At 48.4% G+C, this 26,069-nt stretch carries 26 protein-coding genes, 1 other RNA gene and 1 riboswitch; of the genes, 14 read left to right on the plus strand and 13 right to left on the minus strand.

What is annotated here, in order from left to right:
* Nucleotides 1–18: 18 nt before the first annotated feature.
* Entirely contained in the window at nucleotides 19–1,791 is a 1,773-nt protein-coding gene (recN, locus tag DUW71_RS01315) for a DNA repair protein RecN (RefSeq protein WP_119393429.1), read from the plus strand.
* 304 nt (nucleotides 1,792–2,095) lie between these two features.
* Here the strand turns inward: recN and DUW71_RS01320 are convergent, their stop codons facing one another.
* Both DUW71_RS01320 and fur read right to left on the minus strand, forming a co-directional pair.
* On the minus strand, nucleotides 2,096–2,590 hold the full coding sequence (locus tag DUW71_RS01320) for a TlpA family protein disulfide reductase (protein WP_119393430.1): 495 nt from the start codon (nucleotides 2,588–2,590) through the stop codon (nucleotides 2,096–2,098).
* Between the two features lie 21 nt (nucleotides 2,591–2,611).
* Nucleotides 2,612–3,025, minus strand: coding sequence for a ferric iron uptake transcriptional regulator (fur, locus tag DUW71_RS01325; protein WP_119393431.1), 414 nt, complete (start codon nucleotides 3,023–3,025; stop codon nucleotides 2,612–2,614).
* Nucleotides 3,026–3,083: 58 nt separating this feature from the next.
* Here fur and DUW71_RS01330 point away from each other — a divergent pair, with 58 nt between their 5' ends.
* A complete protein-coding gene (locus tag DUW71_RS01330) occupies nucleotides 3,084–3,365 on the plus strand; it encodes an outer membrane protein assembly factor BamE (RefSeq protein ID WP_158583821.1) in 282 nt (93 codons plus the stop codon).
* Here the strand turns inward: DUW71_RS01330 and DUW71_RS01335 are convergent, their stop codons facing one another.
* Both DUW71_RS01335 and DUW71_RS01340 read right to left on the minus strand, forming a co-directional pair.
* Nucleotides 3,366–3,647 carry an RnfH family protein gene (locus DUW71_RS01335; RefSeq protein ID WP_119393433.1) on the minus strand — a complete coding sequence of 94 codons (282 nt, stop codon included), beginning with the start codon at nucleotides 3,645–3,647 and terminating at the stop codon, nucleotides 3,366–3,368.
* A 2-nt stretch (nucleotides 3,648–3,649) separates the two neighbouring features.
* Complete coding sequence (locus tag DUW71_RS01340) at nucleotides 3,650–4,078, minus strand: type II toxin-antitoxin system RatA family toxin (protein ID WP_119393434.1); 429 nt, start codon at nucleotides 4,076–4,078, stop codon at nucleotides 3,650–3,652.
* Between the two features lie 92 nt (nucleotides 4,079–4,170).
* Between DUW71_RS01340 and smpB the strand changes: the two genes are divergently transcribed.
* The 5 genes from smpB to DUW71_RS01365 all read left to right on the plus strand — a co-directional run bounded on the left by smpB (nucleotide 4,171) and on the right by DUW71_RS01365 (nucleotide 7,594).
* On the plus strand, nucleotides 4,171–4,647 hold the full coding sequence (gene smpB / locus DUW71_RS01345) for an SsrA-binding protein SmpB (RefSeq protein ID WP_119393435.1): 477 nt from the start codon (nucleotides 4,171–4,173) through the stop codon (nucleotides 4,645–4,647).
* Between the two features lie 70 nt (nucleotides 4,648–4,717).
* Nucleotides 4,718–5,087: a transfer-messenger RNA gene (gene ssrA, locus DUW71_RS01350) on the plus strand.
* A 158-nt stretch (nucleotides 5,088–5,245) separates the two neighbouring features.
* Nucleotides 5,246–5,494, plus strand: a complete 249-nt coding sequence (locus tag DUW71_RS01355; RefSeq protein WP_119393436.1) for a type II toxin-antitoxin system ParD family antitoxin — start codon at nucleotides 5,246–5,248, stop codon at nucleotides 5,492–5,494.
* Nucleotides 5,494–5,802, plus strand: coding sequence for a type II toxin-antitoxin system RelE/ParE family toxin (locus DUW71_RS01360; protein WP_119393437.1), 309 nt, complete (start codon nucleotides 5,494–5,496; stop codon nucleotides 5,800–5,802). Before DUW71_RS01355 ends, DUW71_RS01360 begins: the two co-directional genes overlap by 1 nt.
* 238 nt (nucleotides 5,803–6,040) lie before the next feature.
* Entirely contained in the window at nucleotides 6,041–7,594 is a 1,554-nt protein-coding gene (locus DUW71_RS01365; RefSeq protein ID WP_119393438.1) for a DUF6056 family protein, read from the plus strand.
* A gap of 346 nt (nucleotides 7,595–7,940) precedes the next feature.
* On the opposite strand, the gene DUW71_RS01370 is transcribed toward DUW71_RS01365, so the two are convergent.
* The 4 genes from DUW71_RS01370 to DUW71_RS01385 all read right to left on the minus strand — a co-directional run bounded on the left by DUW71_RS01370 (nucleotide 7,941) and on the right by DUW71_RS01385 (nucleotide 12,502).
* Entirely contained in the window at nucleotides 7,941–9,032 is a 1,092-nt protein-coding gene (locus DUW71_RS01370; protein WP_119393439.1) for an ABC transporter ATP-binding protein, read from the minus strand.
* A gap of 22 nt (nucleotides 9,033–9,054) precedes the next feature.
* Complete coding sequence (locus DUW71_RS01375) at nucleotides 9,055–10,212, minus strand: ABC transporter permease subunit (protein WP_119393440.1); 1,158 nt, start codon at nucleotides 10,210–10,212, stop codon at nucleotides 9,055–9,057.
* A gap of 9 nt (nucleotides 10,213–10,221) precedes the next feature.
* Nucleotides 10,222–11,148 (minus strand): carbohydrate ABC transporter permease, encoded by a 927-nt coding sequence (locus DUW71_RS01380; protein ID WP_119393441.1) that lies wholly within the window; start codon nucleotides 11,146–11,148, stop codon nucleotides 10,222–10,224.
* 79 nt (nucleotides 11,149–11,227) lie between these two features.
* The gene (locus DUW71_RS01385; RefSeq protein ID WP_119393442.1) at nucleotides 11,228–12,502 is read right to left on the minus strand and encodes an ABC transporter substrate-binding protein; all 1,275 of its coding nucleotides are present in this window, start codon (nucleotides 12,500–12,502) and stop codon (nucleotides 11,228–11,230) included.
* Between the two features lie 508 nt (nucleotides 12,503–13,010).
* Here DUW71_RS01385 and DUW71_RS01390 point away from each other — a divergent pair.
* Genes DUW71_RS01390 through nagB form a run of 4 tightly spaced genes read left to right on the plus strand, consistent with a single transcriptional unit; the run spans nucleotide 13,011 to nucleotide 16,608 of the window.
* Nucleotides 13,011–13,883 (plus strand): BadF/BadG/BcrA/BcrD ATPase family protein, encoded by an 873-nt coding sequence (locus DUW71_RS01390; protein ID WP_119393443.1) that lies wholly within the window; start codon nucleotides 13,011–13,013, stop codon nucleotides 13,881–13,883.
* A gap of 1 nt (nucleotide 13,884) precedes the next feature.
* Nucleotides 13,885–14,649: a GntR family transcriptional regulator gene (locus DUW71_RS01395; RefSeq protein ID WP_119393444.1), complete on the plus strand. Its 765-nt coding sequence runs from the start codon at nucleotides 13,885–13,887 to the stop codon at nucleotides 14,647–14,649.
* 9 nt (nucleotides 14,650–14,658) lie between these two features.
* Nucleotides 14,659–15,798, plus strand: a complete 1,140-nt coding sequence (gene nagA, locus DUW71_RS01400; protein ID WP_119393445.1) for an N-acetylglucosamine-6-phosphate deacetylase — start codon at nucleotides 14,659–14,661, stop codon at nucleotides 15,796–15,798.
* Between the two features lie 15 nt (nucleotides 15,799–15,813).
* Nucleotides 15,814–16,608: a glucosamine-6-phosphate deaminase gene (nagB, locus tag DUW71_RS01405; protein WP_119393446.1), complete on the plus strand. Its 795-nt coding sequence runs from the start codon at nucleotides 15,814–15,816 to the stop codon at nucleotides 16,606–16,608.
* A gap of 235 nt (nucleotides 16,609–16,843) precedes the next feature.
* Here nagB and dapA read toward each other — a convergent pair whose 3' ends face one another.
* The 5 genes from dapA to glnE form a co-directional block, all read right to left on the minus strand.
* On the minus strand, nucleotides 16,844–17,740 hold the full coding sequence (gene dapA / locus DUW71_RS01410) for a 4-hydroxy-tetrahydrodipicolinate synthase (RefSeq protein ID WP_119393447.1): 897 nt from the start codon (nucleotides 17,738–17,740) through the stop codon (nucleotides 16,844–16,846).
* 55 nt (nucleotides 17,741–17,795) lie between these two features.
* A riboswitch (Lysine riboswitch) is annotated at nucleotides 17,796–17,972 on the minus strand.
* A 52-nt stretch (nucleotides 17,973–18,024) separates the two neighbouring features.
* Nucleotides 18,025–18,507 (minus strand): GNAT family N-acetyltransferase, encoded by a 483-nt coding sequence (locus DUW71_RS01415; RefSeq protein ID WP_119393448.1) that lies wholly within the window; start codon nucleotides 18,505–18,507, stop codon nucleotides 18,025–18,027.
* Between the two features lie 93 nt (nucleotides 18,508–18,600).
* Nucleotides 18,601–19,491: a lysophospholipid acyltransferase family protein gene (locus DUW71_RS01420; RefSeq protein ID WP_119393449.1), complete on the minus strand. Its 891-nt coding sequence runs from the start codon at nucleotides 19,489–19,491 to the stop codon at nucleotides 18,601–18,603.
* A gap of 69 nt (nucleotides 19,492–19,560) precedes the next feature.
* Entirely contained in the window at nucleotides 19,561–20,493 is a 933-nt protein-coding gene (locus DUW71_RS01425; RefSeq protein ID WP_199671118.1) for a branched-chain amino acid transaminase, read from the minus strand.
* Nucleotides 20,494–20,502: 9 nt separating this feature from the next.
* Entirely contained in the window at nucleotides 20,503–23,334 is a 2,832-nt protein-coding gene (gene glnE, locus DUW71_RS01430; protein WP_119393450.1) for a bifunctional [glutamate--ammonia ligase]-adenylyl-L-tyrosine phosphorylase/[glutamate--ammonia-ligase] adenylyltransferase, read from the minus strand.
* Between the two features lie 94 nt (nucleotides 23,335–23,428).
* On the opposite strand from glnE, the gene DUW71_RS18030 reads away from it, so the two are divergent.
* The 3 genes from DUW71_RS18030 (at nucleotide 23,429) to DUW71_RS01445 (ending at nucleotide 26,027) form a co-directional block, all read left to right on the plus strand.
* A complete protein-coding gene (locus tag DUW71_RS18030) occupies nucleotides 23,429–23,965 on the plus strand; it encodes a response regulator transcription factor (RefSeq protein WP_119393451.1) in 537 nt (178 codons plus the stop codon).
* A gap of 80 nt (nucleotides 23,966–24,045) precedes the next feature.
* A complete protein-coding gene (locus tag DUW71_RS01440; protein WP_119393452.1) occupies nucleotides 24,046–24,312 on the plus strand; it encodes a DUF4212 domain-containing protein in 267 nt (88 codons plus the stop codon).
* 14 nt (nucleotides 24,313–24,326) lie between these two features.
* Nucleotides 24,327–26,027: a sodium:solute symporter family protein gene (locus tag DUW71_RS01445; protein ID WP_119393453.1), complete on the plus strand. Its 1,701-nt coding sequence runs from the start codon at nucleotides 24,327–24,329 to the stop codon at nucleotides 26,025–26,027.
* Nucleotides 26,028–26,069: the final 42 nt, after the last annotated feature.

Raw genomic sequence — 26,069 nt, forward strand, 5'->3', positions numbered from 1 at the left:
AGTTAATAGGGGCTGCTTTTGGCATTTCAACCACCGTTGATTAATTTTTTGCCAATTACTTGCACAACGGCGAAATCACATTTACTGTATACTCATACAGACTACATTATGGACCCTGTTATGCTGCTGACACTGTCGATTAAGAACTTGGCAATTGCTGAGCAGATTGAGCTCGATTTCCGCCAAGGCATGGCCATCATTACCGGTGAAACCGGGGCGGGAAAGTCATTAGTAATTGATGCCCTTAACCTGTTAGCCGGTGGCAAAGCCGACCCCGGGCAGGTTCGACACGGGGTTGATCGAGCCGAGATATCGGCTGAGTTCGACGTTAGCAACCTAGCTGCTGCCAAGGCATGGCTAGCAGAGCAGGACTTAATCGACGGCAACCACCTAATATTACGCCGTGTTATTGCGCGCGAAGGCCGCTCGCGAGCGTACATTAATGGCCAAGCGGTACCGCAATCGCAGCTCAAAGATATTGGCCAACAAGTATTAGAAATTCACAGCCAACACGCCCAGCAAGCTTTATTAGACAGCAAAAACCACATGTATATGCTGGATGAGTTCGCCGGCACCACAGCCTTGCGCCAGCAGTTGCAAAAACAAACGGCTAACTGGCAAAAACAACTTCGTGAACTTGAACAACTTAAACTTCAGCAAGATGAAATGTCGGCTGAAATCCAACTGCTAGATTACCAGTTAGAAGAGCTGGAAGCCCTGAGCCCAACCGAGCAAGCTTTCGAAGAGATTAATCAGCGCCACGACGAACTAGCCAACATTGAGCAAATACAAATGGCAGGCTGGCAAGCGCTTAGCCGCTGTCAAAACGATGATGGTGAAGATGTTATTAGCGCACTAAATTATGCCCTGCAGCAGCTGGCATCGGTTAGTCATCCAGGCTTTGACGACGCCGTTGAAATGCTTGAATCGGCTAAAATTCAAGTGCAAGAAACCGTGTCGTCGGTGCAGCATTTGTGTGACAACCTAGAGCAAGATGACGAGCTGCTTGCGAGCTTAGCTGACCAACTACAGCAATATATGAGCCTTGCGCGCAAACACCAGTGCGCGCCACAGGAGCTAGCCAGCGTATGGCAGGCGCTAGCAGAGCGGCGCCAGTCACTTTTTGTTAGTGATGACGACATTGCCGAGAAAACAGAAGACGTAGCGAGCGCTAAAGCAGTTGTTCAAGCAACAGCCGATCAACTAACGCAAAAACGGCAAATAGCTGCCAACAAGCTTGCCAAAGCGGTCATTCCGCAGCTGAAAGCACTGAGCCTTATTCACGCTCAGTTTGAAGCCAAGCTAACCCCAATTGCTGATGAAAACCACATTGCACTAGGGCAAGAGCGCGTTGAGTTTGTTGTGAGCATGAACCCAGGCCAACCACTACAAGCCTTACAAAAAGTCGCCTCGGGTGGTGAATTATCACGTATTAGCCTTGCCATTGAAGTAGTTTGCGCCTCAACTAGCCAGCTTGCCGCCTTGGTGTTTGATGAAGTGGATGTTGGCATTAGTGGTGGCACCGCGGAAATTGTCGGCCGCCTACTCAAACAGTTATCACAACAAGTGCAAGTGCTATGTATTAGCCACCAACCGCAAGTTGCCGCGCAAGCAAGTCAGCACCTGTTTGTTAGCAAAACTGTTCAACAAGGCAATACTCGCTCAGCCGCTCGCTGGCTAACAATGGATGAGCGCACCGAAGAAGTCGCACGCATGCTAGGCGGCGTAGAGCTCACCGAGCAAACTTGGGCGCATGCGCGTGAAATGCTGCAACAAGCGGAAGCGCATTAAAGGTTAAAGGCATTCCCGCGCAGGCGGGAACCTAGTTACCAAAGTAAAACCTCAAACTAGATCCCCGATAAAACCACTCGGGGATGACAGCCCGTAGATTCCACGGCGCGTGTTTGCGCTGGGCAATAGTCATTCCCGCGCAGGCGGGAATCTAGTTACCAAAGTAAAACCTCAAACTAGATCCCCGACAAAACCACTCGGGGATGACATTCCGAAAATTGCGCCGGGCAACCTATGCAACCAAAAACAAAAAAAGCCACGTATTGTGGCTTTTTTTAATCAGCGATTTATTAAAATGTTATCACTATTCTTGAATCAACAAGCGCAATACTTCAGTTCGTAGTGCTTCTTTATCCGGCGTGCCTGCTTCAACATGCTGAATAACACCGTTGCGGTCGATTAAAAATGACGTTGGCATCGCCTCTACGCCATAAGCAGTTGGCAAGCGCCAGTTTTCATCCCAGCCCCACGCCACAGGAAAGTCAACCGGGAAACGATCCAAGAAACGAATAGCGTCGTCTTTCTTCTCATCCAAGCTAATGGCAATTACTTCGAAGCCTTGCTCCAACAACTCAGCGCGCAGCTCGTTGTACTCTGGCAGCGATTTGCGGCATGGTGCACACCAGCTGGCCCAGAAGTCTAACAACACCACCTGGCCTTGATACTCTTGCAAACTAATCGTACCGCCAGCGTTGGCAAGTGCTTCAGTTTTAAAGAATATTGCGCGATCACCCGCTTCCACTGCTAGCGCAAAGCTGCTTGTTACGGCTAGCAGCATAGCCAGAACTAGTTTTTTCATACGTACTCCAACGCCTTGGCGCTATTTTTTTGGTTTGACGTACAGCACCAAGCTGTGGTCTACCAACTCAAAACCGTATTTTGCCGCAATTTCATGCTGCAATCTTTCGATTTCGTCATCAAAAAATTCAATCACTTTGCCAGTTTCCATGCAAACCATGTGGTCATGGTGCTCACCGTCAGCGAGTTCAAAAACCGCTTGGCCGCCATCAAAGTTATGTTTAATAACAATACCGGCCGCCTCAAACTGGGTCAGCACTCGATACACAGTCGCTAAGCCAATTTCGTCCCCACGCTCAATTAACCGGCGGTAAACGTCTTCAGCACTCAAGTGCTCTTCGCGGTTCGTCTCTAATAGTTCATAGATCTTTAAGCGCGGATGCGTTACCTTCAGCCCGGCTTTGCGCAGTTCGGCTTCTTCATGACGATCGTTCACAGGCCAACCCTTCTACTTAACTTTGAATTTGCTTACCATGATCATAAAGGATCAGGAGATGAAAATGTATCGCTACTTGTTACTCTCGGTATTTTTGTTTGCTGGCTGCGCAGCAATTACCCCTTATGAGCGCACTATTCAGCAAGGCCAACTAATAGAAGACGCTACGCTAGAGCAAATTCAAGTTGGCATGAGCCTAACCGAGGTTCAACAATTACTTGGTCAATCTACTATTACTGAGTCTAGTAGTAATCGGATTGACTATGCTATTGATCGCGGTGACCGCGTTGAACTGCTGTCCATTTTCCATGATGGCAGCCAAGTCGTCGATATTCAGTAATTATTTTGCCGCCCGCTTGAGCCGAGCCGCTTTTGGATCGGCAATCAGTGGGCGATACACTTCAATACGCTCACCGGCCTTTATTTCTTGCTCTTCAGGCTTTTTCACAGCCTTTCCATAAATACCCAATGGCGCTTTGCTTAAGTCTAAACCTTCGAATTCAGCATCAAGCCCACTCGCCATTGCTGCAGCACGCACTGTAGTGCCTTGCTCTACTTTAATCGCCACAATTTTTTGCTTTTCTGGTGTGGCGTAGACAACTTCAATATTAATCAAGTTCATGACTAAACCGCTAACTTATCGGCACGCTCTACAAACAGCGCCACCATATGATCTGACATATCGGTCAGTACCTTTTTAAATGCAAGCCCTGCAATAGGGTTTTGCACTTCAAAATCTAACGAGAAAACAATCTTGCACGCTTTGTCGTTCAGCTCAACAAACTGCCACCCGCCACTTAGATGCTTAAGCGGGCCATATTTAAGGCGCATTGCAATAGATTTACCAGGGTCATTTGTGTTCGCTGTAGCAAAGGTTTGCCTGAACGGACCTTTGCGAACTGATAACTCTGCTTCTAATTGATTACCGCTTTGTGTCAAAATGCGTGTACTAGCAATCTCTGGAATGAACTCAGGATATCGTTCAACGTCATTCACCAGTTCAAACATTGCTTGCGCTGAATGAGCAACCAATGCCGATCGTTCAATTTTCATAGCTACTTCTTTAACCGCTTGTAGGTAGATGACCTCTCAAGGGTTAGATAGTACCGAATGACGCTATATCCGACAATTGCACAAGGTTATTTATGGCTAAAAAGAAGAAGTTATCGCCCGGAAATATCGCCCAGAACCGCCGCGCCACGTTCGATTTCGCAATCGATGAGCGCATTGAAGCTGGTTTATCTCTGCAAGGCTGGGAAGTGAAAAGCCTGCGCCAAGGCAAAGTACAACTACACGATGCATACGTTATTTTTCAAAATGGCGAAGCCTATTTAGTTGGCTGCGAGGTCACCCCATTAAACACAGCTTCAACGCATGTGATCTGTGAGCCAGGTCGTGCCAAAAAGCTATTGATGCATGGTCGCGAACTCGATAGGTGTGAGCGTGCCGCCAATCAAGACGGCTACACCGTTGTAGCGCTGAACTTACACTGGAAAGGCCCATACATTAAATGTGAAATTGGCATTGGTAAGGGTAAAAAAGCGCACGATAAACGTGAAACCATGAAAGATCGAGATTGGAAAAAGCAAAAATCTCGCATCATGAAGCATTCGGCGCGCTAACCTTAACACTCGCCAATAACAGTGCTTGGCAGTTAGATGTAACAACTGTTACAATCGCTGCGATTCTTATGGGGACGAAATGGCTTCGACGGGGATCACAAAGCTTTAGGTGCATGTCGAGTTGGCAACCAAACTCGTAAATCAAAGTTGCAAAATATAGTCGCAAACGACGACTCTTACGCACTAGCAGCTTAATAACCTGTCTAGCGCCTTCCCACCCCAGCCTCCGCTTGTAGGACGGGGACCAATGGGGAGTCAAACCCAATCAAGCTAGCGTGGATGCTCCCGCCTGAGAGCTGAAGCGTTAAATCTAATTCGGGCTAGCGTTTTGGTGGCGTGTCTGTTCGCAGCCATAGCGCGAAACTCAAAGACAGACTAAACATGTAGTACCGAGAGTGGCGGATTTGCGGACGCGGGTTCGACTCCCGCCGTCTCCACCAACATCTTAAATTAAGACGCCTTCGGGCGTCTTTTTTTATGTCTTTAGCCGAAGCTCTTAGTTCATTATTCAAGAACTGGAGTCAAAAGTGCGCCATTGCCATCACAGCTAGCCTAGACTATATTCAATATTGTTAAATATGAATACTGGAGGAAAATTATGGCCACAACTAGCTTGAGCTTAGGGGACCATTGGGAGGCATTCATCAAAAATGAAATTTCAAGCGGTCGCTACGGCTCCGCCAGCGAAGTGGTGCGCGATGCATTACGTGCCATGGAAGAGCGCAAATGCAAACTCGAAGCTCTTCGTGCTCACCTATCAGAAGGAGCAAACCAAGCCAAAAATGGTGAGTTTGTTGATGGTTTTTCTATGGATTCGCTGATCAGCGATCTGGATGCTGAATCCTAATGCAGCCGGCTAGAAAAGTCCGAGTAACCCAACGCGCGCGGGCCGATCTTAAAAATATTGGTCGCTATACCGAGCGGACCTGGGGCAAAACCCAGCGTAACCTTTACTTGAAGAGCATTGAAGCGCGATTTCAATGGCTGGCGGAAAACCCTCTGCTGGGCAAGCACCGCACGGATATTTGCGAAGGGTACTACAGCTTCCCTGAAGGGCAGCACGTTGTGTTTTATCTATTCAGTAGCACCACCATAGATATCATTGGCATTCCCCACAAGGAAATGGACACTATTAGCTACTTTCAAGAAGGCTAAAGCCTGTTCTCGACGCCTGAAGTTTCAACAGCAAGCGGCACTAAGCATTATTGCCAACTTAAAGCTGAGCGGCTGGTTCGATAACAATTGCCACCAACACCTTAAATTAAGACGCCTCAGGGCGTCTTTTTTTATGCCTGCATTTATTGACCACATTCACAGCCAGCTTATGCTTGCCTTTCTTAGCGGTAATAAAGTCAATACACTGTGCGCAAAACAATAGTTAAGGATTTCTGCTGTGCGCGCTTTTTTCCACCGATCACCAATCACTGTGACAACCGTTGCGTTGATCACACTGGCATTTTTTGCCTTTAACATTATGACCCCACTCTGGGGCGACGACTGGTGGCGCGCAGTACCGCCGAGTAACTTTTTTGATATTTTCTCCCGCATTGCGTCTGAGTACATGAACTGGACGGGGCGTGTGAGCGTGTTGTTCGCCACATTTTTAATGCTGCTACATTACCCCGGTCACACGCTAGTTTTTGCCATTGCAAATAGCTTGGTGATGTTTTCGGTTATGTACCTAACCATCACGACCATTGCACCGAAAGCAACCGATATCCACAAAGCCATCATTGGGCTGCTTACATTTATTCTGCTCTGGTTATTACCTAGTGCTTTTGGTGAGGCCACACTTTGGAAAACTGGTGCAATTGCCTATTTATGGCCCGCTGCCATCATGCTATTAATTGCGAAACAGCTATTATACCCAGTTGAACTTAGCCGTATTAAGCTGGCATTTTATTTTGTGTTGGCACTTTGGCTTGGCAGTGCTCTAGAGAACCTATCGGTTAGCGCAGTGATCTTCACGCTTGCGCTGTTTATTGTGCACCCGGTGAGCAGAACAAAACAAAACTGGTGGTTATTAGCAGCACTGGTCATCGGCACTATAGTGTTATTGGCGGCACCGGGGAACTTCGCCCGCTTTGCCGCACAGGATGATGGCCAGTCCTTGTTTGTGCGGGCATATCCGTTGTTTAAGCGTATTTGGCAGGTAGAAACGACAGAAACCTACAGTGTATGGCTAATTAGCGCCCTTTTGCTTGCACTGGCCGTAACAGGCGTTCGAATCAAGTCGATTCAACCTTTGGCATGGCTATTTTTAGCCGTGCTTTGTGCCACAACCATGATAGGCTCAACTGGGGTGAACTATGGCGGTCGCACAGCATTTGTCGCGCAGTTTTTTATTGTGTTAACCATAGTAAGCCTTGCACACCAGGCGCTTAGCCACTGGCAGCACCCTAGTAAATATCTAGTCATTGCCATACCAAGTGCCGCTTTTGCTTTAAGCCTAGCGGTGGCACTGCCGCAATATTTGGCGATACATAAACAGTATCAGGCTCGTTTAGAAACGATGAAATACTATAAAGCTGCGGATATCGAGCGTATCTATGTGCCATCTATGGCAATTCCATACCGCCGTGGTTTATCGGATGACATTGTTGATGGGCCACTTTTTCTGCGCGATGTACACCAGGATATGCCGGGCAATGAATGGCGTAATAGTACCTTCGCCCAATATCATGGTTTTAGTTTTGCAACGCGCCTAGACCGCCCTCGCCTGGCGTTTTTACCACAACTTCGCGGCCAGTTTACGACTATTGCCGAAACCAGTGGCTACTGGCTTGGACAAGCTGAAGATGGACGCTATGCAGGCATGACACCTGGCGGCATTTGCCAGCCGCTTGAGCATGAGGACATTCGATTAGAACCAAGGTTCGATACGCACTTGGTGAACAGCGACAACCTAGTGGTGACATTGAATTATTGTTATTACGAAAGCGAGTGAAGCTGTTATTTAACGTTTAGCTTTGCTTAGAGCTGCCCGCTAGCGATAGCATGTTGTTAGTAGTGTAACTGGGCAATGCGTCCATGCGGGGGCTTCCAGCCGGCCCATCCATGGCCCGTCGTTCGTCCCTTCAAAAGCACCTCGTGCTTTTGATTTTGCTTCGCAAAACCGGGTCTCACTCATGTCTGCAAGCGAATCATGCTCCTGCGATTCGCCCTTGCAGACGTCCCTGTCTGCAAACACCCGCTACGCGGGTGATTTACAGACCTACCTGTGGTGAGTTACAAGCTACCTTGAGGCATAAAAAAACCCCGCAATGGCGGGGTTTTTCTGGCAGAGGGATCGCTTAGCGAACCACTTTACCGTCTTTCTTGAACAAGTGGCACTTAGCTGGGTCGATGTACATTGCTACATCATCGCCTGCTTTCGTGTTGTCGTAGCCAACTTTCTGCACAACGATGCGCTCAAGTTCTGCAGTTTTGCAGTATAGGAATGACAACGCGCCCAATACTTCGATTACGTCTACTTTAGAAGCAACTTTCACGTCTGCATCAGTCACTTGCGTCTGAGAGATGTGCTCTGGGCGTATACCCATTACCACTTCATCACCTGCTGACAGTTGCGCTGCATCGTTACGTGTTAACGGAACAATTTCACCACCTGGTAGGCGAACACTTGCAACGTTGCCATTCACTTCAGCAATCGAAGCGTCGATGAAGTTCATTTTTGGCGAACCGATGAAACCAGCAACGAATTGGTTGTCTGGGTTTTCGTATAGTTCCATTGGTGGACCAACTTGCTCTACACGGCCATCACGTAGTACTACGATCTGGTCAGCTAGCGTCATCGCCTCAACTTGGTCGTGTGTTACGTAAACCATGGTCGATTCTAGCTCTGAGTGCAGCTTAGCAATCTGGATACGCATTTCTACACGCAATTCAGCGTCTAGGTTAGATAGCGGCTCGTCGAACAAGAAGATTTTCGGGTTACGAACAATCGAACGACCAATGGCTACACGCTGACGCTGACCACCAGATAGATCTTTTGGCTTACGGTGTAGAAGGTGATCAAGTTTCAGAAGCTTAGCAGCGGCTGATACTTTCTTCTCAATCACGTCTTTTTCTACTTTCGCCATGCGAAGACCGAAAGACATGTTTTCTTCTACCGACATCTGCGGGTATAGCGCGTAAGACTGAAATACCATCGACACGTCGCGGTCAACTGGTGGCATGTCTGTCACATCTTTACCATCAATAAAGATTTTGCCGCCAGAGGCTTCTTCAAGACCTGCAATGCTGCGAAGAAGCGTTGACTTACCACAACCAGATGGACCAACGAATACGATGAACGGGTTGCCTTCAAAGTCTAGGTCGATGCCGTGCAATACCTGAACGTCGCCGTAAATTTTATCTACTTTATCTAATTTTAAAGTTGCCATGATTCTAAATTCCTATAACTGATTATTCTTTCACGCCGCCAGCAGCAAGACCTTGGATAAATTGTTTGCTGGCTAATAAGAAGGCCACAATAGTTGGCACAATCATAATTAGGATGCCCGAGAACATCATATGCCATTGGGTATCAAACTGAGTTTGGAACTGCTCTAGACCACGTGGTAGCGGCATCAAGCTGGTATCAGTTAAGAAGATCAATGGTAGGAAGTACTCGTTCCATGCCCATACGAATGCCAACAAGCAAACGGTGGCAATAGCTGGCTTAACCAGTGGCAAGACAACCTTTAAGTAAATTTGGAATGGTGATGCGCCGTCCATTTTTGCCGCTTGTTCTAGCTCAGGCGATACACCTTTTAAGAACGACGTCAAAATGAATACAGCCGTTGGCATCGTCATCGCCGACAGTACCAAGATGACCGACCACAGCGAGTTCAATAAGCCTAGTTGCTGAACAACCCAATACAATGGCGCCAGTGCTAAGCGAATTGGAATGATCATACCTAGTAGGAAACATACGAAGATGATCTTAGAGCCAGTGAATGGCATACGCGCTAATACAAACGACGTCATTGAACCTAGCACTGCTACGATAACAATGGTAGAGATCGTGATAATTAGCGAGTTCATAAAGTAGCGACCAAACTCAGCTTGCACCCAAGCTTCAGAGAAGTTGCTCCATGTCCAGCTACCACCTAAGCGGAAGCCACGACCGAACACTTCTGTTTGTGCTTGTACACCGTCAACTGGGTCAACAAACTCAAGTATAGCACCACGGCCAAGGTTGCCTTCTGCACCGTTAAATCGGGCAATCACCTCTAGGCGACCACGAAGCTCACCTTTTTCGTCGTCGAAACGGGCGCGATTCTCTTCACTGATTACAGCATCTTCAATGGCTTCAAAACGAAGCTGTTTGCCGTCTTCAGTCGTGTGTACAAGTAATGTGCCTTCAGAAATGACGGCACCTTCAGCACCCCATACATACACATTACCTTGACCAGGTGATGGTGGCATAGAGATTGGGCTTGCAAGTACGTTACCGGTAGATGGCTTGGTCGCGTTTACAACTGCCAAGTAAAGCGGAAACAGCACAATGAAAGACCAAGTTAGAAGCAAAATTTGTACAAAAATTTGCTCCCAGGCTTTTAATTTAAAAATCTTTTCCATGTCTGGCTCCTACTTCTTGTTGTTCTGGATCGCACTAAAGATCGCAGCAGGCATGATCACAAGCGAGGTTAGAATACCAACCACAGCCGCAACACCATAACCTAGAACAGGGTCTGTTGAACCTGCACCAAAGGCTGCACGGTATAGGTAAGAACCCATTACGTCAGCACCATAGCCAGGACCACCAGCAGGGCCAAAGATCAACAGCGTCATATCAGCGTTGTTGAACGTGTCTACCATGATGATTACGAAGATAACGATGATCGCAGGCATCAGAACCGGTAGTACCACGTGACGGATCGCTTGCAAGCGGCGAGCGCCGTCAAGGAATGCTGCTTCAACTAGGTCTAAGCGAACCGCAACAATGGCCGATAGGATCAACATGATCGCAAAGCCCATACGGTGCCAGCTAAAGAAAGAAGCCAACATGTAAATAGATAAGTCTTTGTCACCCATGAATGGAATTGGCTTTTCTGCCCAGTTCCAGTCTACCAACAAGGTATTTACCGGGCCGTTGTCGCGGAAAATCATGTTCATAAGAACCGCAACGGCTGCACCAGCAAGTGGGTAAGGTAAGAAGAAGATAACTTTATATACTTCGCGGCCGTATGTTTTGAAGGAAAGCAAAAGCGCGAAGATGGTGCCAATCACTAGCATCGCCGTGATGATTACACCGAAGAAGATGATGTTATTACCAAGGGCGTTTAAGAAGCCGTCTCGGTAGTAAGGATCAAAAAAGATCAGTTTGAAGTTTTCTAGCCCAACGTATTCCATCGGACCAATACCTTTCCAATCCATCAAGGCCATACCGAACAGGCCAATCAATGGAATGAAGTTAAAAATACCGTAGAGAATTACCCCAGGCATCAACAGTAACCATTTCTGGATTTCTGCCTTGCTGCGGTAGCTCATCAGACGATCAGTATTTTGGCTCATACCGTCACCGCTTTTCTAGTTTGAGAGAGAGAGAGAGTTGGCGAGCCTTGCGGCTCGCCGGTAGGGAGGGAACTGCTAATTATTGGCAGTTACCAGCGCCTACGTAGTTCCAGCTGTTTAGGCCTTCCTGGATTAGAGCAGCAGCTTCTGCACCAGATAGATCACCAGCCAGCATACCTTGGTAAGCCTGTGCAGATAGAGAGCCATATGTAGGCTGCTTAGCGTTCAAGCTTGGCGCTAGGAACGGCTCGTATGCAGCTGCATTTGCCATCTGTGCAGAGATTTTACCAACGATTGGGTGCAGACCTTCCGGCTTATCGTAGTCACCTGCGTAAGCTGGGATTTCTGAACCAATTTCTTCTAGGAACAACTGAGCGAATTTAGCAGTAGTAGTGAACTCAAGTACTGCTTTCACTGCGTCACGCTTCTCAGTGTTCGCGTTAACTGCGTAACCACCGTCTGGGTGCGCTACAACTTTACCATTTGGACCTGGGATTGGGCCGTACTCAGGTACGAAGTCAGGGTTAACGTCGTATAGACCGCCAGCCGCTTGAGATACCCATACACCAGTAGTCCATGCACCGTCGATCATCGCTAGCGAGTCACCTAGTACAACAGGAGTACGCATGCCGCCGTAGTCGGTCGCAGTTGGGTTAGCGTTCATGATGTCGCGCCATTCAACAACTTTGTCGAATGCAGCAACAACTTCAGCGTCAGTGAAGCAAGCTTCGCCAGTCTCTAGCTTACGCTGAGTGTCGTCGCTTACCATACCAGCCATTACTACTTCGTTCATTACCTGGTTTAGGTACCAGCCGTCACGGCCGTCTACGTGTAGACCAACGAAGCCAGCGTCAACAGCGTCAGCCATCAATGCTTCGAACTCAGCCAAAGTAGTAGGAACTTCAGCGCCTAGCTCTTCAAGCACAGCACCGTTGTAGATTACAGATTGTAGCTGAATTGCGCTTGGTACAGCGTAAGCAACGCCATCAGAAGCAACAACACCAGCAGTACCGTTCATGCCAGAAATGTCTACACCTAGCTCATCGATAGATAGTAGGGCATCAGCACCAACGAATGGGTCGTACCATGCAACACCAGACTTAGCACCGAAGAAATCAGGGCCGCCTTGGCGTAGAGCGATACGTAGGCGAGACTCATAGTCTTCTGAAGAGATGCGTTCCATCTCAACAGTTACGCCTGGGATCAAGTTTTCAGCGTTAATACGATCCCACAGAGCAGTTTCTTGCTCGCGGAATGTCCAGAATTTTACGGTTTCGTCAGCCAAAGCTGCTTGGGCAGTTGCCAAAGAAGCTACGGCAGTTACAGCTGCAACAGTAGTTTTCAAGAGTCGCATTTCAGTTCTACCTCTTGTTGTTTTTTTGAGAGAAGCGAAGCCAATATAAAACCTCGTCCAAACCTGTTCAATCCCTAAATTTCGTTTTTTTTCGATTTAATTGAACAGAGTCAGTGTTATCTCATCGAATAAAGCCGGATTTATGCCAACTCGATCACACTTCGAAAAGCGGTAAGAAATTGAATACCAAAATAAGGTCATTGCATACCGCCAATGTTCAGAGACATCGAACCGTGTTGATCATCCATCACATGCAGGATCGAAAACACCCCATCAGTCTGCTTTGTATCTTGCTTTGGTGCAAGCCAAAAAATTGGCCTTTTCATTACATTCTGTTGCTTTATGTCATCTTTTTAGGGCTTGCTAGTCATTTGAAACAGTGATTCTGTGCCTTAGCGCGCTTAGATGACACCGATCAACTTGCTTGCAAATGCAAGAGGTACTATATTGGTTGCAAACCAGTTAACCCTACTTAGACGCATAGAAGAGCGATCATTTCGAGGTAGCTATGACAGATTTTTTATATGTAGGCGTAGATGGCGGTGGTACATCGTGCCGGGCACGCTTACAGGATGCCAATGGTAATACCATTGGTGAAGGCCTTTCAGGTAGTGCCAATGTTTATCAGAACCCAGAAGGCACTTTGGTGTCGATTATTGATGCCGTTGACCAAGCACTAGTTGCCGCCGGATTCACCCCAGATGATAAAGCTCGCGTTCATGCAGGGCTTGGTTTAGCCGGCTGTGAAATTACGACTTCACAGAAATTCCTTGATGCATGGGACCACCCGTTTGCCTCTATGGTTTATCAAAATGATGCGCATACCGCTTGTTTGGGTGCACATGGTGGCGAAAACGGCGCCATGCTTATCATCGGCACCGGTATCAAAGGCTGGCTAATTGAAGGCGAAGACATTCATGGTTGGACCGGCTGGGGCTTTCCACTAGCCGATCAAGGCTCTGGTGCCTGGCTAGGCTTGCGCGTTTTACAAGAGACGCTTCGTGCTGTTGATGGGCTACGCGAGCACACGGGTGTCACCAAAGAAGTCTTGGAAAAATTTGATGGCGACGCGTCGCAGATTGCCGTTTGGGCTGCCACGGCTAAGTCGGGAGACTATGGTCAGTTCGCGCCATTGGCCGTGCACAACAAGAAAAATGGCGATGCGGTTGCCGTGCAAATTATGCAAGAACAAGCAGACATTGTTGCCGAGATGCTTGATCAAATGATCAGTCGTACTAATGGCAAGATCGCTCTATTGGGTGGTTTAACGCCATTTGTGAAAGAAAATCTGCCACAACACTATCTACAGCATTTTGTCGACGCCCAGGATGATGCACAAACCGGTGCCTTGGCGATGATTCGCCGCGCACGAGGAGTGTGAGATGAGCGATAAACTAAGCAATTTAATTGCTGCCTTACAGCCAGATACAGAAAGCCCAACGTCGCTATACATTCAGTTATCGCGCCGTTTAGAACAAAGTATTCGCGAAGGCATTATCCAAGAAGGTGAATATCTGTTGCCAGAGCGCGACCTGGCAACTCGCCTAGGCCTTTCGCGAGTTACCGTGCGCAAAGCCATTAATAGCTTGGTTGAGCGTGGCTTACTGGAAAAGCGCCAAGGCGCAGGCACCCGTGTTCGCCACTACTACAGTGAAACGATTCATAAGCCACTGTCGGTGTTGAACAGCTTCTCTGAGGACATGCGCGCTCGCGGCATGGATACTGCTGATCAGTGGATTAGCAAACAAACTGCCTACCCGTCTCCACGTGAAGCACAGATGCTTGGGCTATCACCCGATCAACGTATTTTGCGATTAACACGTGTGCGTATGGCAGCTGGTATACCAATGGCTTTTGAGATTGCCAGCATTCCAGTGACGGTGATTGCTAGCGAAGAAGACGTAACGACATCACTGTACGACGCACTAGATGCAGCCGATGCCCGTCCAATTCGAGCCATTCAAACAATGACTGCTGCCAACGCAACCGAGCAGATTGCCGAGCAGCTACGCATCGATCCGGGCTTAGCGGTGCTTTATATTGAGCGCCAAGGCTACGATCACAACGGTAACGCCGTTGAATATACCCGATCACATTATCGCGGTGACCTATATGATTTTGTCACCGAACTACGAGCAACAGAATAAGAGGTCAGCATGCAAGCACTTGTAGGCGCGAACGTATTCGACGGCATTGAAACTCGCTCAGGGTTTGCCGTACTAGTTGAAGGCCAAAACATTGTTGGCTTTTTACCAGAAGAAAAAGTACCAGCCGGCACCGAGATCGTGAAACTAAATGGCGGCACACTAGCACCAGGTTTTATCGACGTACAAGTTAATGGTGGCGGCGGCATCATGCTCAACAGCACACCAACCGTTGAGGGCGTTAAAACCATGGTGGCGGGTCACCGCCGTTTTGGTACCACGGGTATGCTGCCAACATTAACTTCTGATACACCAGAAACATGCAAAACGGCAATCAAAGCCTGTTCTGCCGCCATTGAAGAAGGTGTTAATGAAGTGCTCGGCATTCATGTCGAAGGCCCATTCTTCAACCCTGTGCGTCGTGGTGTTCACAAAGAAGAATACCTACGCGCGCCAGAAGAAGAAGACACCACTTGGAAATCTTTGATTCCTAATGGCACGCTACTTTATACCCTAGCGCCAGAAATGGTTGAGAAAGACAAGATCACTAAAATGATCGCCGCCGGCGCAAAAGTATCCATTGGCCATACCGGTGGTACCTATGAAGATACTCGCGAAGCGCTAGATCTAGGGGTGGATGGGTTTACCCACCTTTATAATGCCATGACACCTTCAACTGGTCGCGAACCAGGTGTGGTAGGCGCAGCCATTGAAGACCCTCACTCTTGGGTTGGTGTGATTGTTGATAAATACCATGTTCACAGTGCAACGCTAAAGTTGGCCATTGAAGCCAAACCAACTGGCAAAATTATGCTGGTAACAGATGCAATGGCCACTATTGGCTCAGACGAAAAATTCTTCCTGCTTTATGGCGAGCGCATTGATGAAAAAGATGGCTGCCTAGTGAGTGCGGAAGGCAAGCTAGCCGGCTCAGCAATCAGCATGATTGACGCGGTAGAGAACACCGTTGAATGGTTAGGCTACCCACTAGAAGAAGCATTACGCATGGCATCACTATACCCAGCTGAGTACTTGGGTCGTGGCCATGAGTTAGGTCGAGTGAAGGCGGGCTATAAAGCCAACTTGGTTCACTTCGACGATGAATACAAGGTGACTGCAACCTGGGTTGCAGGTGAACACGAAGCTTACTAATACGGAGAATGAAGAATGCAGGTTGTCATTCTAAAAGATGCTGCAGAAGTAGCAGCATACGGTGCGAAAATTTTTATCGAACAAGTTAAAGCGAACCCAGCGTCAGTGCTAGGTTTAGCAACTGGTTCAAGCCCAATCGAGCTATATAAGCGCGTAATCGACGCCAATAAAGCCGGCGAAGTAAGCTTTAAAGACGTCACCACTTTCAACCTAGACGAATACCTAGGCTTGGACGGTGACCACCCACAAAGCTACCGTTATTTCATGAACGAGCAGTTGTTCAACCATATTGATATCGATAAGGCGAACACCTTCGTACCAGACGGTTCTGCTAAAGATCCAATCGCATCTTGCGCTGAATACGAGCAAAAGATTGCTGCCAAAGGTGGCGTAGACGTTCAGCTACTAGGTATTGGTACTAACGGCCACATCGGCTTCAACGAGCCAAGCTCATCGCTAGCATCTCGTACTCGTGTTAAAACACTAACGCAAGCCACCATCGATGCAAACAGCCGCTTCTTCGCTGAAGACGAATTCCAGCCGAACCTATCGATCACCATGGGCATCGGTAGCATCATGGAAGCGAAAAAAGTTGTGCTGATCGCAACGGGCGAAGGCAAAGCTGACGCTATCAAAGACACAGTAGAAGGTCCACTTTCTGCTCGCTGCCCTGCTTCAGTGCTGCAAATGCACGAAAAAGCCATCATCATTTGTGATGAAGCGGCTGCAAGCAAGCTAGAAGACAAAGAGTTCTACCAGTACATCGAACAGCAAAACGACAAACTACTAGCTGACTACTACGGCGCGTAATTTGTCTCTTTGAGATGCTTAAATGGCGACCGATTGGTCGCCATTTTTGTTTGAGATGTATGTGCCACGAACCAAAGCTTCGGGCAACGGTCATTCCCGCGCAGGCAGGAATCTAGTTGTAAAACCCAAGTATTAGATCCCCGACAACACCACTCGGGGAAGACAATTAGACACCCGATAAAAGCGCTCGGGTGTGACGAAGCATTTTGTTTCCCAAACCTTAAGTTTGTAAAACCTACGCCGCGACTGATTCGCTTACTCCAGTACTTACCCCAGTCACGACAGCATCAATCGTGCGCAATGGCTCCAATGATTCTAGGTCTTCTAGGCTTAAAGGTAGTTGTACCGTTGCCGTGCGAATCACTTTTTTATCAGCCAATAAGGCTTTGGTTGGAATTGGATTGGGTGCGCTAAACAATGGTGCTGCCGCTTGTGCCAAACGATTATCGAAGGCTTTATTGGTTAACCCTTCGGCCACCCAATCGGCAACTTTCTTTGGCCAAACGTTACTAGCAACTGATACTAAACCCACTGCACCCAATGCACAGTGATCGGCAAAATTGTCATCATCGCCCGAGAACCATTGCAGTGTTGGGAAGTCTTTGACTAGCTGAGCAAACCGAGCAGGATTACCGCCCGACTCTTTGACTGCCCAGCAGTTAGGGTGATTCTGTACACGCTCAATTGCCCCATCAACCAATGGCACACCGGCGCGGCCTGGGATGTTGTACAACATGCATCGGCGACTCGACGCATCCATCAGTGCGTTAAACCAACCGGCTTGGCCGGCAGCGCCTGGTTTGGCGTAGATCGGCGTCACGAGTAAATAGGCGTCGATCGGCCAGAGTTCCAAATAACGAATCCAAGCAAGCTGGGCTTGCAGATCAAGACCGCCGACACCCACCATGATTGGCACAGATAAATTTTGTTGGCAGGTAAATTCAACCAGTTGCTCTCGCTGGCCGATGGTTAAATTACTACCCTCGCCCGTTGAGCCCAGTATCAGTACGCCATTGCCCGCTGCTTCTTGCATGCGCAGCAATTTTTTAAAGCTGAGCAAATCCAAGGTGCCGTCTTCATTAAGCGGTGTAACTAGGGCGGTCCACAAGGTGGTAGATGATAACTGGGTCATAGGCTCCTCACTGATAACATAGCAAGGAGAGGGATCTAGCGCTTTGCCGCAAGGCAATTGATTGAGCACTCCACTGACAGGTCAGTGACAGTCCAAGGGATTCAGCCCTTGTGACCAGCGGCCGTAAGCATTAAGCCTTACCACCACTTCGGCCCTGCTCTCCCTCACCATGCATCAACGAAGCTTAATCTTCTCAACATGGCTACCTAGGCAAGGCACCTCTCCTAAATTTTTCGCTATTGGACGTTTTTTTAACGCCTCTGTCAAGCACAGTGATCAGGTAGTTATATCGCTGTTTGTGGAAGCCATTGCTTCGCAGTCGCTACCTCTGCCTTATGTGCCGGCTTGCTTAATAATAAAGAGCGGCCACAGGCAGTGTATTGCTGTGCGGTATAAAACAGGTAACTGTCTTGATCCTCTTGCGCGGCATGCACCTGCCAAATGGCCACCGGCTGGGTTTGTAACCAGCATTCGGCTTTGCGCAGCAAATCACTTGCTAACCCTTGTCGGCGAGCACCTGGCGCCACAAAAGGACCATTGATTTCGCCAACGGGGTCAGACAGCAAGCTCACCAGCTGTTGCGCATGCACCCAACCCAATAACGCACCTGAGTCATCTTCGGCTACCCACATTTGGTGCAGTGGGTTGGCGCTCACTTGATGAATGCGGCGACGACAGGTTTCACGCGAAAGCCCCTCACCAACCTGTTGCATCAGTTGCGTAAGCGGCAAATCATCTTCTGGTAGAACGGGACGAATAAACGCCATAATTGCTTCTCTTTATAACGATTCGGCAATGTTCTCAGGCGAAGTTAACAGTTAAATGACAACAGAATGAAAATTTTCATAAAGGTGAAATGATCACCGATAGAAGTTTTCGGTAGGATCGGGGCGAGTTTTAAAGCGTCGATGCTGCCATAAGTATTGCTCTGGTGCGCGACGTATTTCCTGCTCTAACCATTGATTATACAGTGCAGCATTGTGCCGCTCGTCGTCACCAAACTCAATTGGCGAACACGCGCGTCCAATATAGCCATTTGCAGTTCGGTGGCAGCTCATTGGCACAACAATCGCTTTGCTGAGCTGAGCTAGTTTGGCAAACGATGTAACCGTTGCCGTTTCAACACCAAAAAACGGTGCAAAAACCGAAGCCTGGCGACCTAAATCTTGATCTGGGCCGATCCATAATGGCATTTGTTCTTTGCGCAGTACCTTAATCATTTCTCGCATGGCTTTGCGATCTATGGGCTGGCGACCAAAACGCGCCCGCGACTGGCTGATTAATTTATCTAGCCTTGGGTTGTCGTGTGCTCGCTGAATCACGGCAAAAGGCGTGAGACTTTGCAAGAAGCAACCAAACAGATCGAGTGAGCCAAAATGGCCACTAAGAATAATCACCGGCCGCCCCGTGGCAATAGCGTCATCTAGTATTTCGCGATGCGCAATGGTAAACCTTGGCAGCCAGCGCTCAACTGGCGACATCAATCCTGTTGCGGTTTCTAGCAGGCTTTTGCCCATGGAATAATAGGACTTTTTCACCAACTGGCGTTGCGCCGCTCGGTCCAACTCTGGAAAACAAGCCTCAATGTTGCGGTAGGTCGTCTGGCGGCGTTTTTTAATTAGGTAATAACTTAGCCAACCAATCATTGTGCCAAGCTGCATTTGCGCCCGAAATGGTAAACGTGATACCAACCACAAGATGCTGATGTAAAAATAGAACGGTAACGGGTGATAAGTTTTTTGCTTAGCCAAGGTAGATGCTCAAGTGAACGGCATAACGTTTGTATTCAAAAGCAGGCGGGCAATGCCCGCCTTAACACATTATTTTACTAATGCATTCCACTCTGGATACTCAGAGCGCTGACCTTTCACTTGGTCGAAGTACATGCTTTGCAGCTTGGTGGTAATAGGGCCACGCTTGCCTTCACCAATAATGCGGCCATCCAGCTCGCGAATTGGCAATACTTCAGCCGCAGTGCCTGTGAAGAAGGCTTCGTCGGCAACATAAACTTCATCACGAGTGATGCGCTTTTCAATCACATCATAGCCAAGCTCTTTGGCCAGAATAAAGATGGTGTTGCGCGTAATGCCATCCAAGCACGAGGTAAGCTCTGGGGTGTAGATTTTGTTATCACGAATAACAAAGATATTTTCACCTGAACCTTCTGCTACATAACCCTCTGGATCGAGCAACAAGGCTTCTTCGCAACCACTTTCAATGGCTTCGCGCAGCGCCAGCATCGAGTTCATGTAGTTGCCGTTGGCTTTCGCTTTACACATGGTGATGTTCACGTGGTGGCGAGTAAACGATGAGCAGCGTACTTTAATGCCAAGGTCACGTGCTTCTTCCGACATGTACGACGGCCAATCCCAAGCGGCAACCATTACATGAACTTTCAGGTTGTCGGCACGCAGGCCCATGCCTTCGCTGCCAAAAAACACCATCGGGCGCAGGTAGGCGTTATCTAGGTTGTTTGCCGATACCGCCAGTTTCTGAGCGTCATTTAGCTCATCCTTGCTGTACGGCATCTCCATGCCTAGAATTTTGGCACTGCGGAACAAACGATCTGTGTGTTCTTGCAAGCGGAAAATCGCTGTGCCTTTTGGGGTTTGGTAGGCTCGCACGCCTTCAAAGCAGCCCATACCATAATGCAGCGTGTGTGTTAGCACGTGTGTTTTTGCTTCGCGCCAATCAATCAACTCGCCGTCTAGCCAAATCTTACCATCGCGGTCAGCCATGTTAGGCATTGCCATGTTGTGCTCCTAAACCTTATTCACTTCTCTGAGTGGGCCATGCATGATGCTTTGCCATAGGGCAGTGACCGCTGCACGCGCCTCAGTTAATGCTTCTATTTCTAAGCTATCCGTGAGCTTGGTCTCGCGCAGATGAAGTAGGCAGCGGTGGGTTGCACCACGCAGTGCTAAATAGGCATTTTGTGCCGCATCAGCTTCAGCGAGAGAGAGATACCCAATATCACGTAGCGTATCTATGATGCGCATATTATCAGAATACTGAGTTACTTGCGGATAGTTAGCGCTCAGCGCCAAGACTGCATATTGCACCACAAATTCGAGATCAACGATACCACCCGGATCGTGCTTTATATGAAAGACTTGGTTTTTTTCAACCTGTTCAACTGGGCTAGCCAAGTGTTTGCGCATTTTGTCGCGCATTTCTATCACTTGTTCGCGCAGTTTCTCTGCCTCTCGTGGCACTGCCAAAACCGCATGGCGTATGGCTTCATAGCGTTCTCGAACGGTTAAATCACCTGCCACATAACGAGCTCGTGAAAGCGCTTGATGCTCCCATGTCCATGCTTCATTGCGTTGATACTTTTCAAAGCCTGTCAAAGTGGTAACCAATAGCCCAGAGTTGCCACTTGGGCGCAAGCGCATGTCCACTTCATAAAGCATGCCGGCTGGCGTGAGCGTTGCTAATAATTGAATGATTCGCTGCCCCAAGCGAGTGAAAAACACGTTCGTGTCTACCTGCTTGGGCCCTTCGGTCATTTTATTGGCCGCACCATTGTGCATAAACACCAAATCTAGGTCGGATTCATATGACAGTTCAATCCCACCGAGTTTGCCATAGGCTACAATGGCAAAGCCTGGATCGCACAACTCACCTTCTTCGTTCTGTGGTCGCCCATGTTTGATCGTCAACTGCTGCCACGCTAGGTCGATAACGTGCGCCAATATGGTTTCGGCTAGCCAAGTTAAATAGTCCGAAATTTTCATTAGTGGTAGAGCTTCGGTCACTTCACAGGCGGCAGCACGCAGAACGCGCGCTCGCTTAAACTGGCGTAATACGTCCATTAGTTGCTCAGGGTCGTCTTCCGGTAAACGAATCAGCAATTGGCGCAGCTCATCCATCAGCTCGGCTTTGCGGGGCAAGCGGTATAGATGGGCCGGATCGGTTAGCTCATCAAGCAAGAATGGCGTTTCTTGTAGCTGTTTAGCAATCCACGGGCTCAACACCACTAGCTTCACTAACTGGCGTATTGCTACCGGGTTTTCATTGAGTAGTGCCAAATAAACCGAGCGGCGCAAAATGGCTTGAATAATCGGTGAAATACGCTGCCAAGCGGTGGCGATTTCTTGCAGTTGTACCAGTTGCGCAATAAGCACTGGCATAAAGGTATCCAGCCTTTCACGGGCTTCACCAGTTAGGCGCTGCACGTCTCTTAGCTCATTAAACTCAGTTAATAGTGGCGTTAGCTGTTCAGCAATTTCAGGCTCAGGCAGATGTTCCGCTGCCAAGGTTTGCCAATATTTCACATATTGCTCATGTTTTGGCGAGGTGGGTGCTTCATCGGCAATAAACTGTTCAAAGTGGAAGCGCACACGCTGGCGCGCATGATCGATTGCTTGCAGCCAGGCTTGTTCAGACTCATAACCAGCCGCATAGGCTAAGCGCTGGCGGGCGCTTTCATCAGCTGGCAATAATTGCGTTTGTTTGTCGTCCATGCCTTGCAGCAAGTGCTCGGTATCGCGCAATAAGCAATAACAGTCTCGCAACTCATCAACCACTTCGATTGGTAGGTACTCGCCGCTTTTTAATGTGTCGAATAACTGATAAATCGCAACATCCTGCAAGTTAGTGTCTTGACCACCACGTATTAACTGAATGGCTTGAACAATAAACTCGATTTCGCGAATCCCACCTTCGCCAAGTTTGATGTTGCTTTGATTAGCTTGCCGACGCACCTCATTGGAAATCATCCGTTTCATATCACGCAGCGAGTCCATTACTCGAAAATCTACATACCTTCGAAACGAAAAAGCCCGCAAGGTGTGCCTAATTTGCTGCTGCAAGGCTTCACTGCCAGTAATCGCGCGCGATTTAATCATCGCAAATCGCTCCCAGTCACGACCTTGATCCTGATAATACTTTTCTAAAAAGCTTAGAGGCGTGGCCAACGGTCCACTTTGCCCCCATGGTCGCAGGCGCATATCGGTTCTAAAAACAAACCCATCTGGCGTTGATTGGTCCAAAAGTTTGATCAGCAGGCGGCCTTGTCTGGTAAAAAACTCCTGATGCGATAACTGCTTTTCGCCCGAACACTCGCCCTCACAACTGTAGGCAAAGATCAAATCAATATCGGAACTTAGGTTAAGCTCCCAAGCACCAAGCTTGCCCATACCAATTACCACCAAACGCTGGGGTTGATTTGAGTATGGGCACAACTGCGGCTCACCATAACGTGCCAGCATTTGTGCATAGCTATAAGCCTCAGCCAGTTGAATGGCTGTATCCGCTATTTCGGTCACTCGTCTTGTTGTTTGCTCAGTTGAGTAGAAGCGATTAACGTCGTTATAAATCACTTCCGCAATAGCAAGGTTGCGCCAACGACGCAGCGCACTCATCACATCAGCTTCACTTCCCTCGGCCACTTGCACCTGGAGATTGGCCAGTTCATTTGTAACCAATTGTGTAAGTTTGCTACAAATTTCTACAGACTGGTCTATGTTTAATGAGGCAAGTTGCTTACTAAAAAAGTTCGATGCAACACATGCTTTGGCAATGGTTGGATGAGCAGTTTGGTAATTGTTCAAGACTTTGGCAACGCTTGGCTGGGCACCTAAATCGGGCATGGGTGAACTCCTTGGCAAACTTTTCTACAAGGTAATGCCAAAGCCTAAGCAAGTGAAGCAAGAAAAATAATAAAAAAGCACAAGGACTTACTGGATGGATATCAAACGCATCTTGATCGTCGATCAGCAGTGTATTTATCGTACAGGGCTTAAGCACTGGCTTAATCGCCATTATCCGCAAGCACGCATTGTCGCGGTCAATTCTCGGGCGCGGGCAATGAAAGTATTGCGCAGCTGGGCACCGGACTGGCTGTTTTTTGATGCCCAGTTGGCAGCAGCAAAACCGGACGCAACTCTATCGCAGCTTTTGGCGCTGGCCCCCGAAACGCGCCTTTTTACCCTAGGACTGTGTGACACACGCGTCCCCCATCAAATGCTTGATCGCAACTGCTCTATTCCACTGCTAGCTAGCCAGCTCGAGCAGCCTCAAACTCAGGCACAGTTTAACCTAACACCTGCTCAAAGGCGGGTATTGAACGGCCTTTTGGCTGGGCAAATTAACAAACAGATCGCAAGCGACTTAAACATTACGGAGGCAACCATCAAAGCACACCTTACCGAGATCTATCGCAAGCTTGGCGTTGCCAATCGCACCCAAGCATTAGCCAAGCTTCACACAGGGTTACATTAGACCAAAGTCGAATACTGTAATTGGTATTCGATGATAGGCTGACTTATGTCACAAAAATAACAATACAGGAGTGACGATTTATGGCGTTTGAGTCAAAAGAACATGCCAAACAATATTGGCGCAAAAACCTTAAACTGATGGGATGGCTATTGGCAGTCTGGTTTATTGTGTCATACGGCTTTGGCATTTTATTAGTGGATGTTCTCAACAACATTTCCCTTGGTGGCTTCAAACTAGGTTTCTGGTTTGCGCAGCAAGGCTCTATCTTTACCTTCTTGGTGCTCATCATTGTCTACATCGTTGGCATGAACCGCATTGACCGTGAATTCAACGTGCAAGACGATTAATAAGGAGATCACAGATGAGTACTCAACTATTAATTTATATCTTTGTCCTATCTAGCTTTGCGCTATACATCGGCATTGCCATTTGGGCTCGAGCTGGGTCAACCAAAGACTTCTATGTCGCCAGCGGTGGTGTTCACCCTATTCCAAACGGCATGGCAACCGCCGCCGACTGGATGAGCGCCGCGTCGTTTATTTCAATGGCTGGCTTAATCTCCTTCCTTGGTTATGACGGCTCGGTTTACCTAATGGGATGGACCGGCGGTTATGTGCTGCTAGCACTTTGCTTGGCGCCTTACCTTCGTAAATTCGGCAAGTTTACCGTGCCTGACTTCATTGGCGACCGCTACTACAGTCAAACAGCTCGAACCGTTGCCGTGGTTTGTGCGATATTCGTATCATTCACCTACGTTGCAGGGCAGATGCGTGGTGTTGGGGTTGTATTCTCCCGCTTCCTCGAAGTTGACGTGAACATGGGCGTCATCATCGGTATGGGTATCGTATTTGTTTATGCGGTATTGGGCGGCATGAAAGGCATTACCTACACTCAGGTTGCACAATACTGCGTAATGATCTTTGCCTATATTGTGCCTGCCATCTTCATCTCATTGTTGATTACTGGCAATCCAATTCCGCAAATTGGCTTTGGTGGTACAACTACAGAGGGCATTGCGGTACTCGATAAGTTAGATGGGCTGAACCAAGACCTAGGGTTTGCTGCCTATACCGACGGTACCAAGTCGATGATTGACATCTTCTTTATTACCGCCGCACTAATGGTGGGCACGGCTGGTTTGCCGCACGTTATCGTTCGCTTCTTCACCGTGCCAAACGTGACCGATGCACGTAAATCAGCAGGCTGGGCGCTATTCTTTATTGCGCTGCTCTACACCACAGCACCAGCAGTTGGTGGTTTTGCCCGCATCAATATGATTGAAACCATTAACGGCGCCGATGGCGCCGGCACCCTGTATGCAGAACGTCCAGAGTGGGTGCGTAACTGGGAAACCACTGGTCTCATTAGCCATAATGACACCAATGGTGACGGTCGCATGTTCTATTCTGGTGATGATCGCAATGAAATGACCATTGACCGAGATATCATGGTGCTGGCCAACCCAGAAATTGCTGATTTACCAGGCTGGGTAATCGCACTAGTGGCAGCGGGTGGCTTGGCGGCGGCTCTGTCGACCGCAGCCGGTCTATTGCTTGTGATTTCGACATCCATTTCGCACGACTTGTTAAAACGAAACCTGATGCCGAATATTACAGATAAACAAGAGCTTATTGCAGCGCGTATTGCCGCGGCGGTGGCCATCGGTATTGCTGGCTATCTAGGCATTAACCCGCCAGGGTTCGTTGCTCAGGTAGTGGCGTTTGCCTTTGGTTTGGCTGCTTCAAGTTTCTTCCCTGCGATTATCTTGGGCATCTTCCACAAGCGTATGAACAAAGAAGGCGCCGTGGCAGGCATGATTGTTGGTATTGTATTCACTGCCAGCTACATCATCTTCTTCAAGTTCATCAACCCTGCTGCCAACACGCCAGATAACTGGTTCTTTGGTATCTCACCAGAGGGCATTGGCACACTAGGCATGTTGTTAAACTTTGCGGTTGCGTTAGTGGTGTTTAAGTTCACTAAACCGGCACCAGAAGAGGTGCAGGAAGTGGTTGAGTCTATCCGCTATCCTAAAGGCGTTGGTGAAGCAAGCGCTCACTAATTCTTCTCACTGGTAATAACCAAGGGGTGGCAACCGCCACCC

The organism is Salinibius halmophilus, assembly GCF_003577475.1.
Lineage (GTDB): Bacteria > Pseudomonadota > Gammaproteobacteria > Pseudomonadales > Natronospirillaceae > Salinibius > Salinibius halmophilus.

Coding starts and splice junctions, on each gene's coding strand:
- DUW71_RS01320 (WP_119393430.1), bottom strand. CDS start 2,590: ATGAAAAAACTAGTTCTGGCTATGCTGCTAGCCGTAACAAGCAGCTTT.
- DUW71_RS01330 (WP_158583821.1), top strand. CDS start 3,084: ATGAAAATGTATCGCTACTTGTTACTCTCGGTATTTTTGTTTGCTGGC.
- DUW71_RS01335 (WP_119393433.1), bottom strand. CDS start 3,647: ATGAACTTGATTAATATTGAAGTTGTCTACGCCACACCAGAAAAGCAA.
- DUW71_RS01340 (WP_119393434.1), bottom strand. CDS start 4,078: ATGAAAATTGAACGATCGGCATTGGTTGCTCATTCAGCGCAAGCAATG.
- smpB (WP_119393435.1), top strand. CDS start 4,171: ATGGCTAAAAAGAAGAAGTTATCGCCCGGAAATATCGCCCAGAACCGC.
- DUW71_RS01355 (WP_119393436.1), top strand. CDS start 5,246: ATGGCCACAACTAGCTTGAGCTTAGGGGACCATTGGGAGGCATTCATC.
- DUW71_RS01360 (WP_119393437.1), top strand. CDS start 5,494: ATGCAGCCGGCTAGAAAAGTCCGAGTAACCCAACGCGCGCGGGCCGAT.
- DUW71_RS01370 (WP_119393439.1), bottom strand. CDS start 9,032: ATGGCAACTTTAAAATTAGATAAAGTAGATAAAATTTACGGCGACGTT.
- DUW71_RS01375 (WP_119393440.1), bottom strand. CDS start 10,212: ATGGAAAAGATTTTTAAATTAAAAGCCTGGGAGCAAATTTTTGTACAA.
- DUW71_RS01380 (WP_119393441.1), bottom strand. CDS start 11,148: ATGAGCCAAAATACTGATCGTCTGATGAGCTACCGCAGCAAGGCAGAA.
- DUW71_RS01385 (WP_119393442.1), bottom strand. CDS start 12,502: ATGCGACTCTTGAAAACTACTGTTGCAGCTGTAACTGCCGTAGCTTCT.
- DUW71_RS01390 (WP_119393443.1), top strand. CDS start 13,011: ATGACAGATTTTTTATATGTAGGCGTAGATGGCGGTGGTACATCGTGC.
- DUW71_RS01395 (WP_119393444.1), top strand. CDS start 13,885: ATGAGCGATAAACTAAGCAATTTAATTGCTGCCTTACAGCCAGATACA.
- nagA (WP_119393445.1), top strand. CDS start 14,659: ATGCAAGCACTTGTAGGCGCGAACGTATTCGACGGCATTGAAACTCGC.
- nagB (WP_119393446.1), top strand. CDS start 15,814: ATGCAGGTTGTCATTCTAAAAGATGCTGCAGAAGTAGCAGCATACGGT.
- dapA (WP_119393447.1), bottom strand. CDS start 17,740: ATGACCCAGTTATCATCTACCACCTTGTGGACCGCCCTAGTTACACCG.
- DUW71_RS01415 (WP_119393448.1), bottom strand. CDS start 18,507: ATGGCGTTTATTCGTCCCGTTCTACCAGAAGATGATTTGCCGCTTACG.
- DUW71_RS01425 (WP_199671118.1), bottom strand. CDS start 20,493: ATGGCAATGCCTAACATGGCTGACCGCGATGGTAAGATTTGGCTAGAC.
- glnE (WP_119393450.1), bottom strand. CDS start 23,334: ATGCCCGATTTAGGTGCCCAGCCAAGCGTTGCCAAAGTCTTGAACAAT.
- DUW71_RS18030 (WP_119393451.1), top strand. CDS start 23,429: ATGGATATCAAACGCATCTTGATCGTCGATCAGCAGTGTATTTATCGT.
- DUW71_RS01440 (WP_119393452.1), top strand. CDS start 24,046: ATGGCGTTTGAGTCAAAAGAACATGCCAAACAATATTGGCGCAAAAAC.
- DUW71_RS01445 (WP_119393453.1), top strand. CDS start 24,327: ATGAGTACTCAACTATTAATTTATATCTTTGTCCTATCTAGCTTTGCG.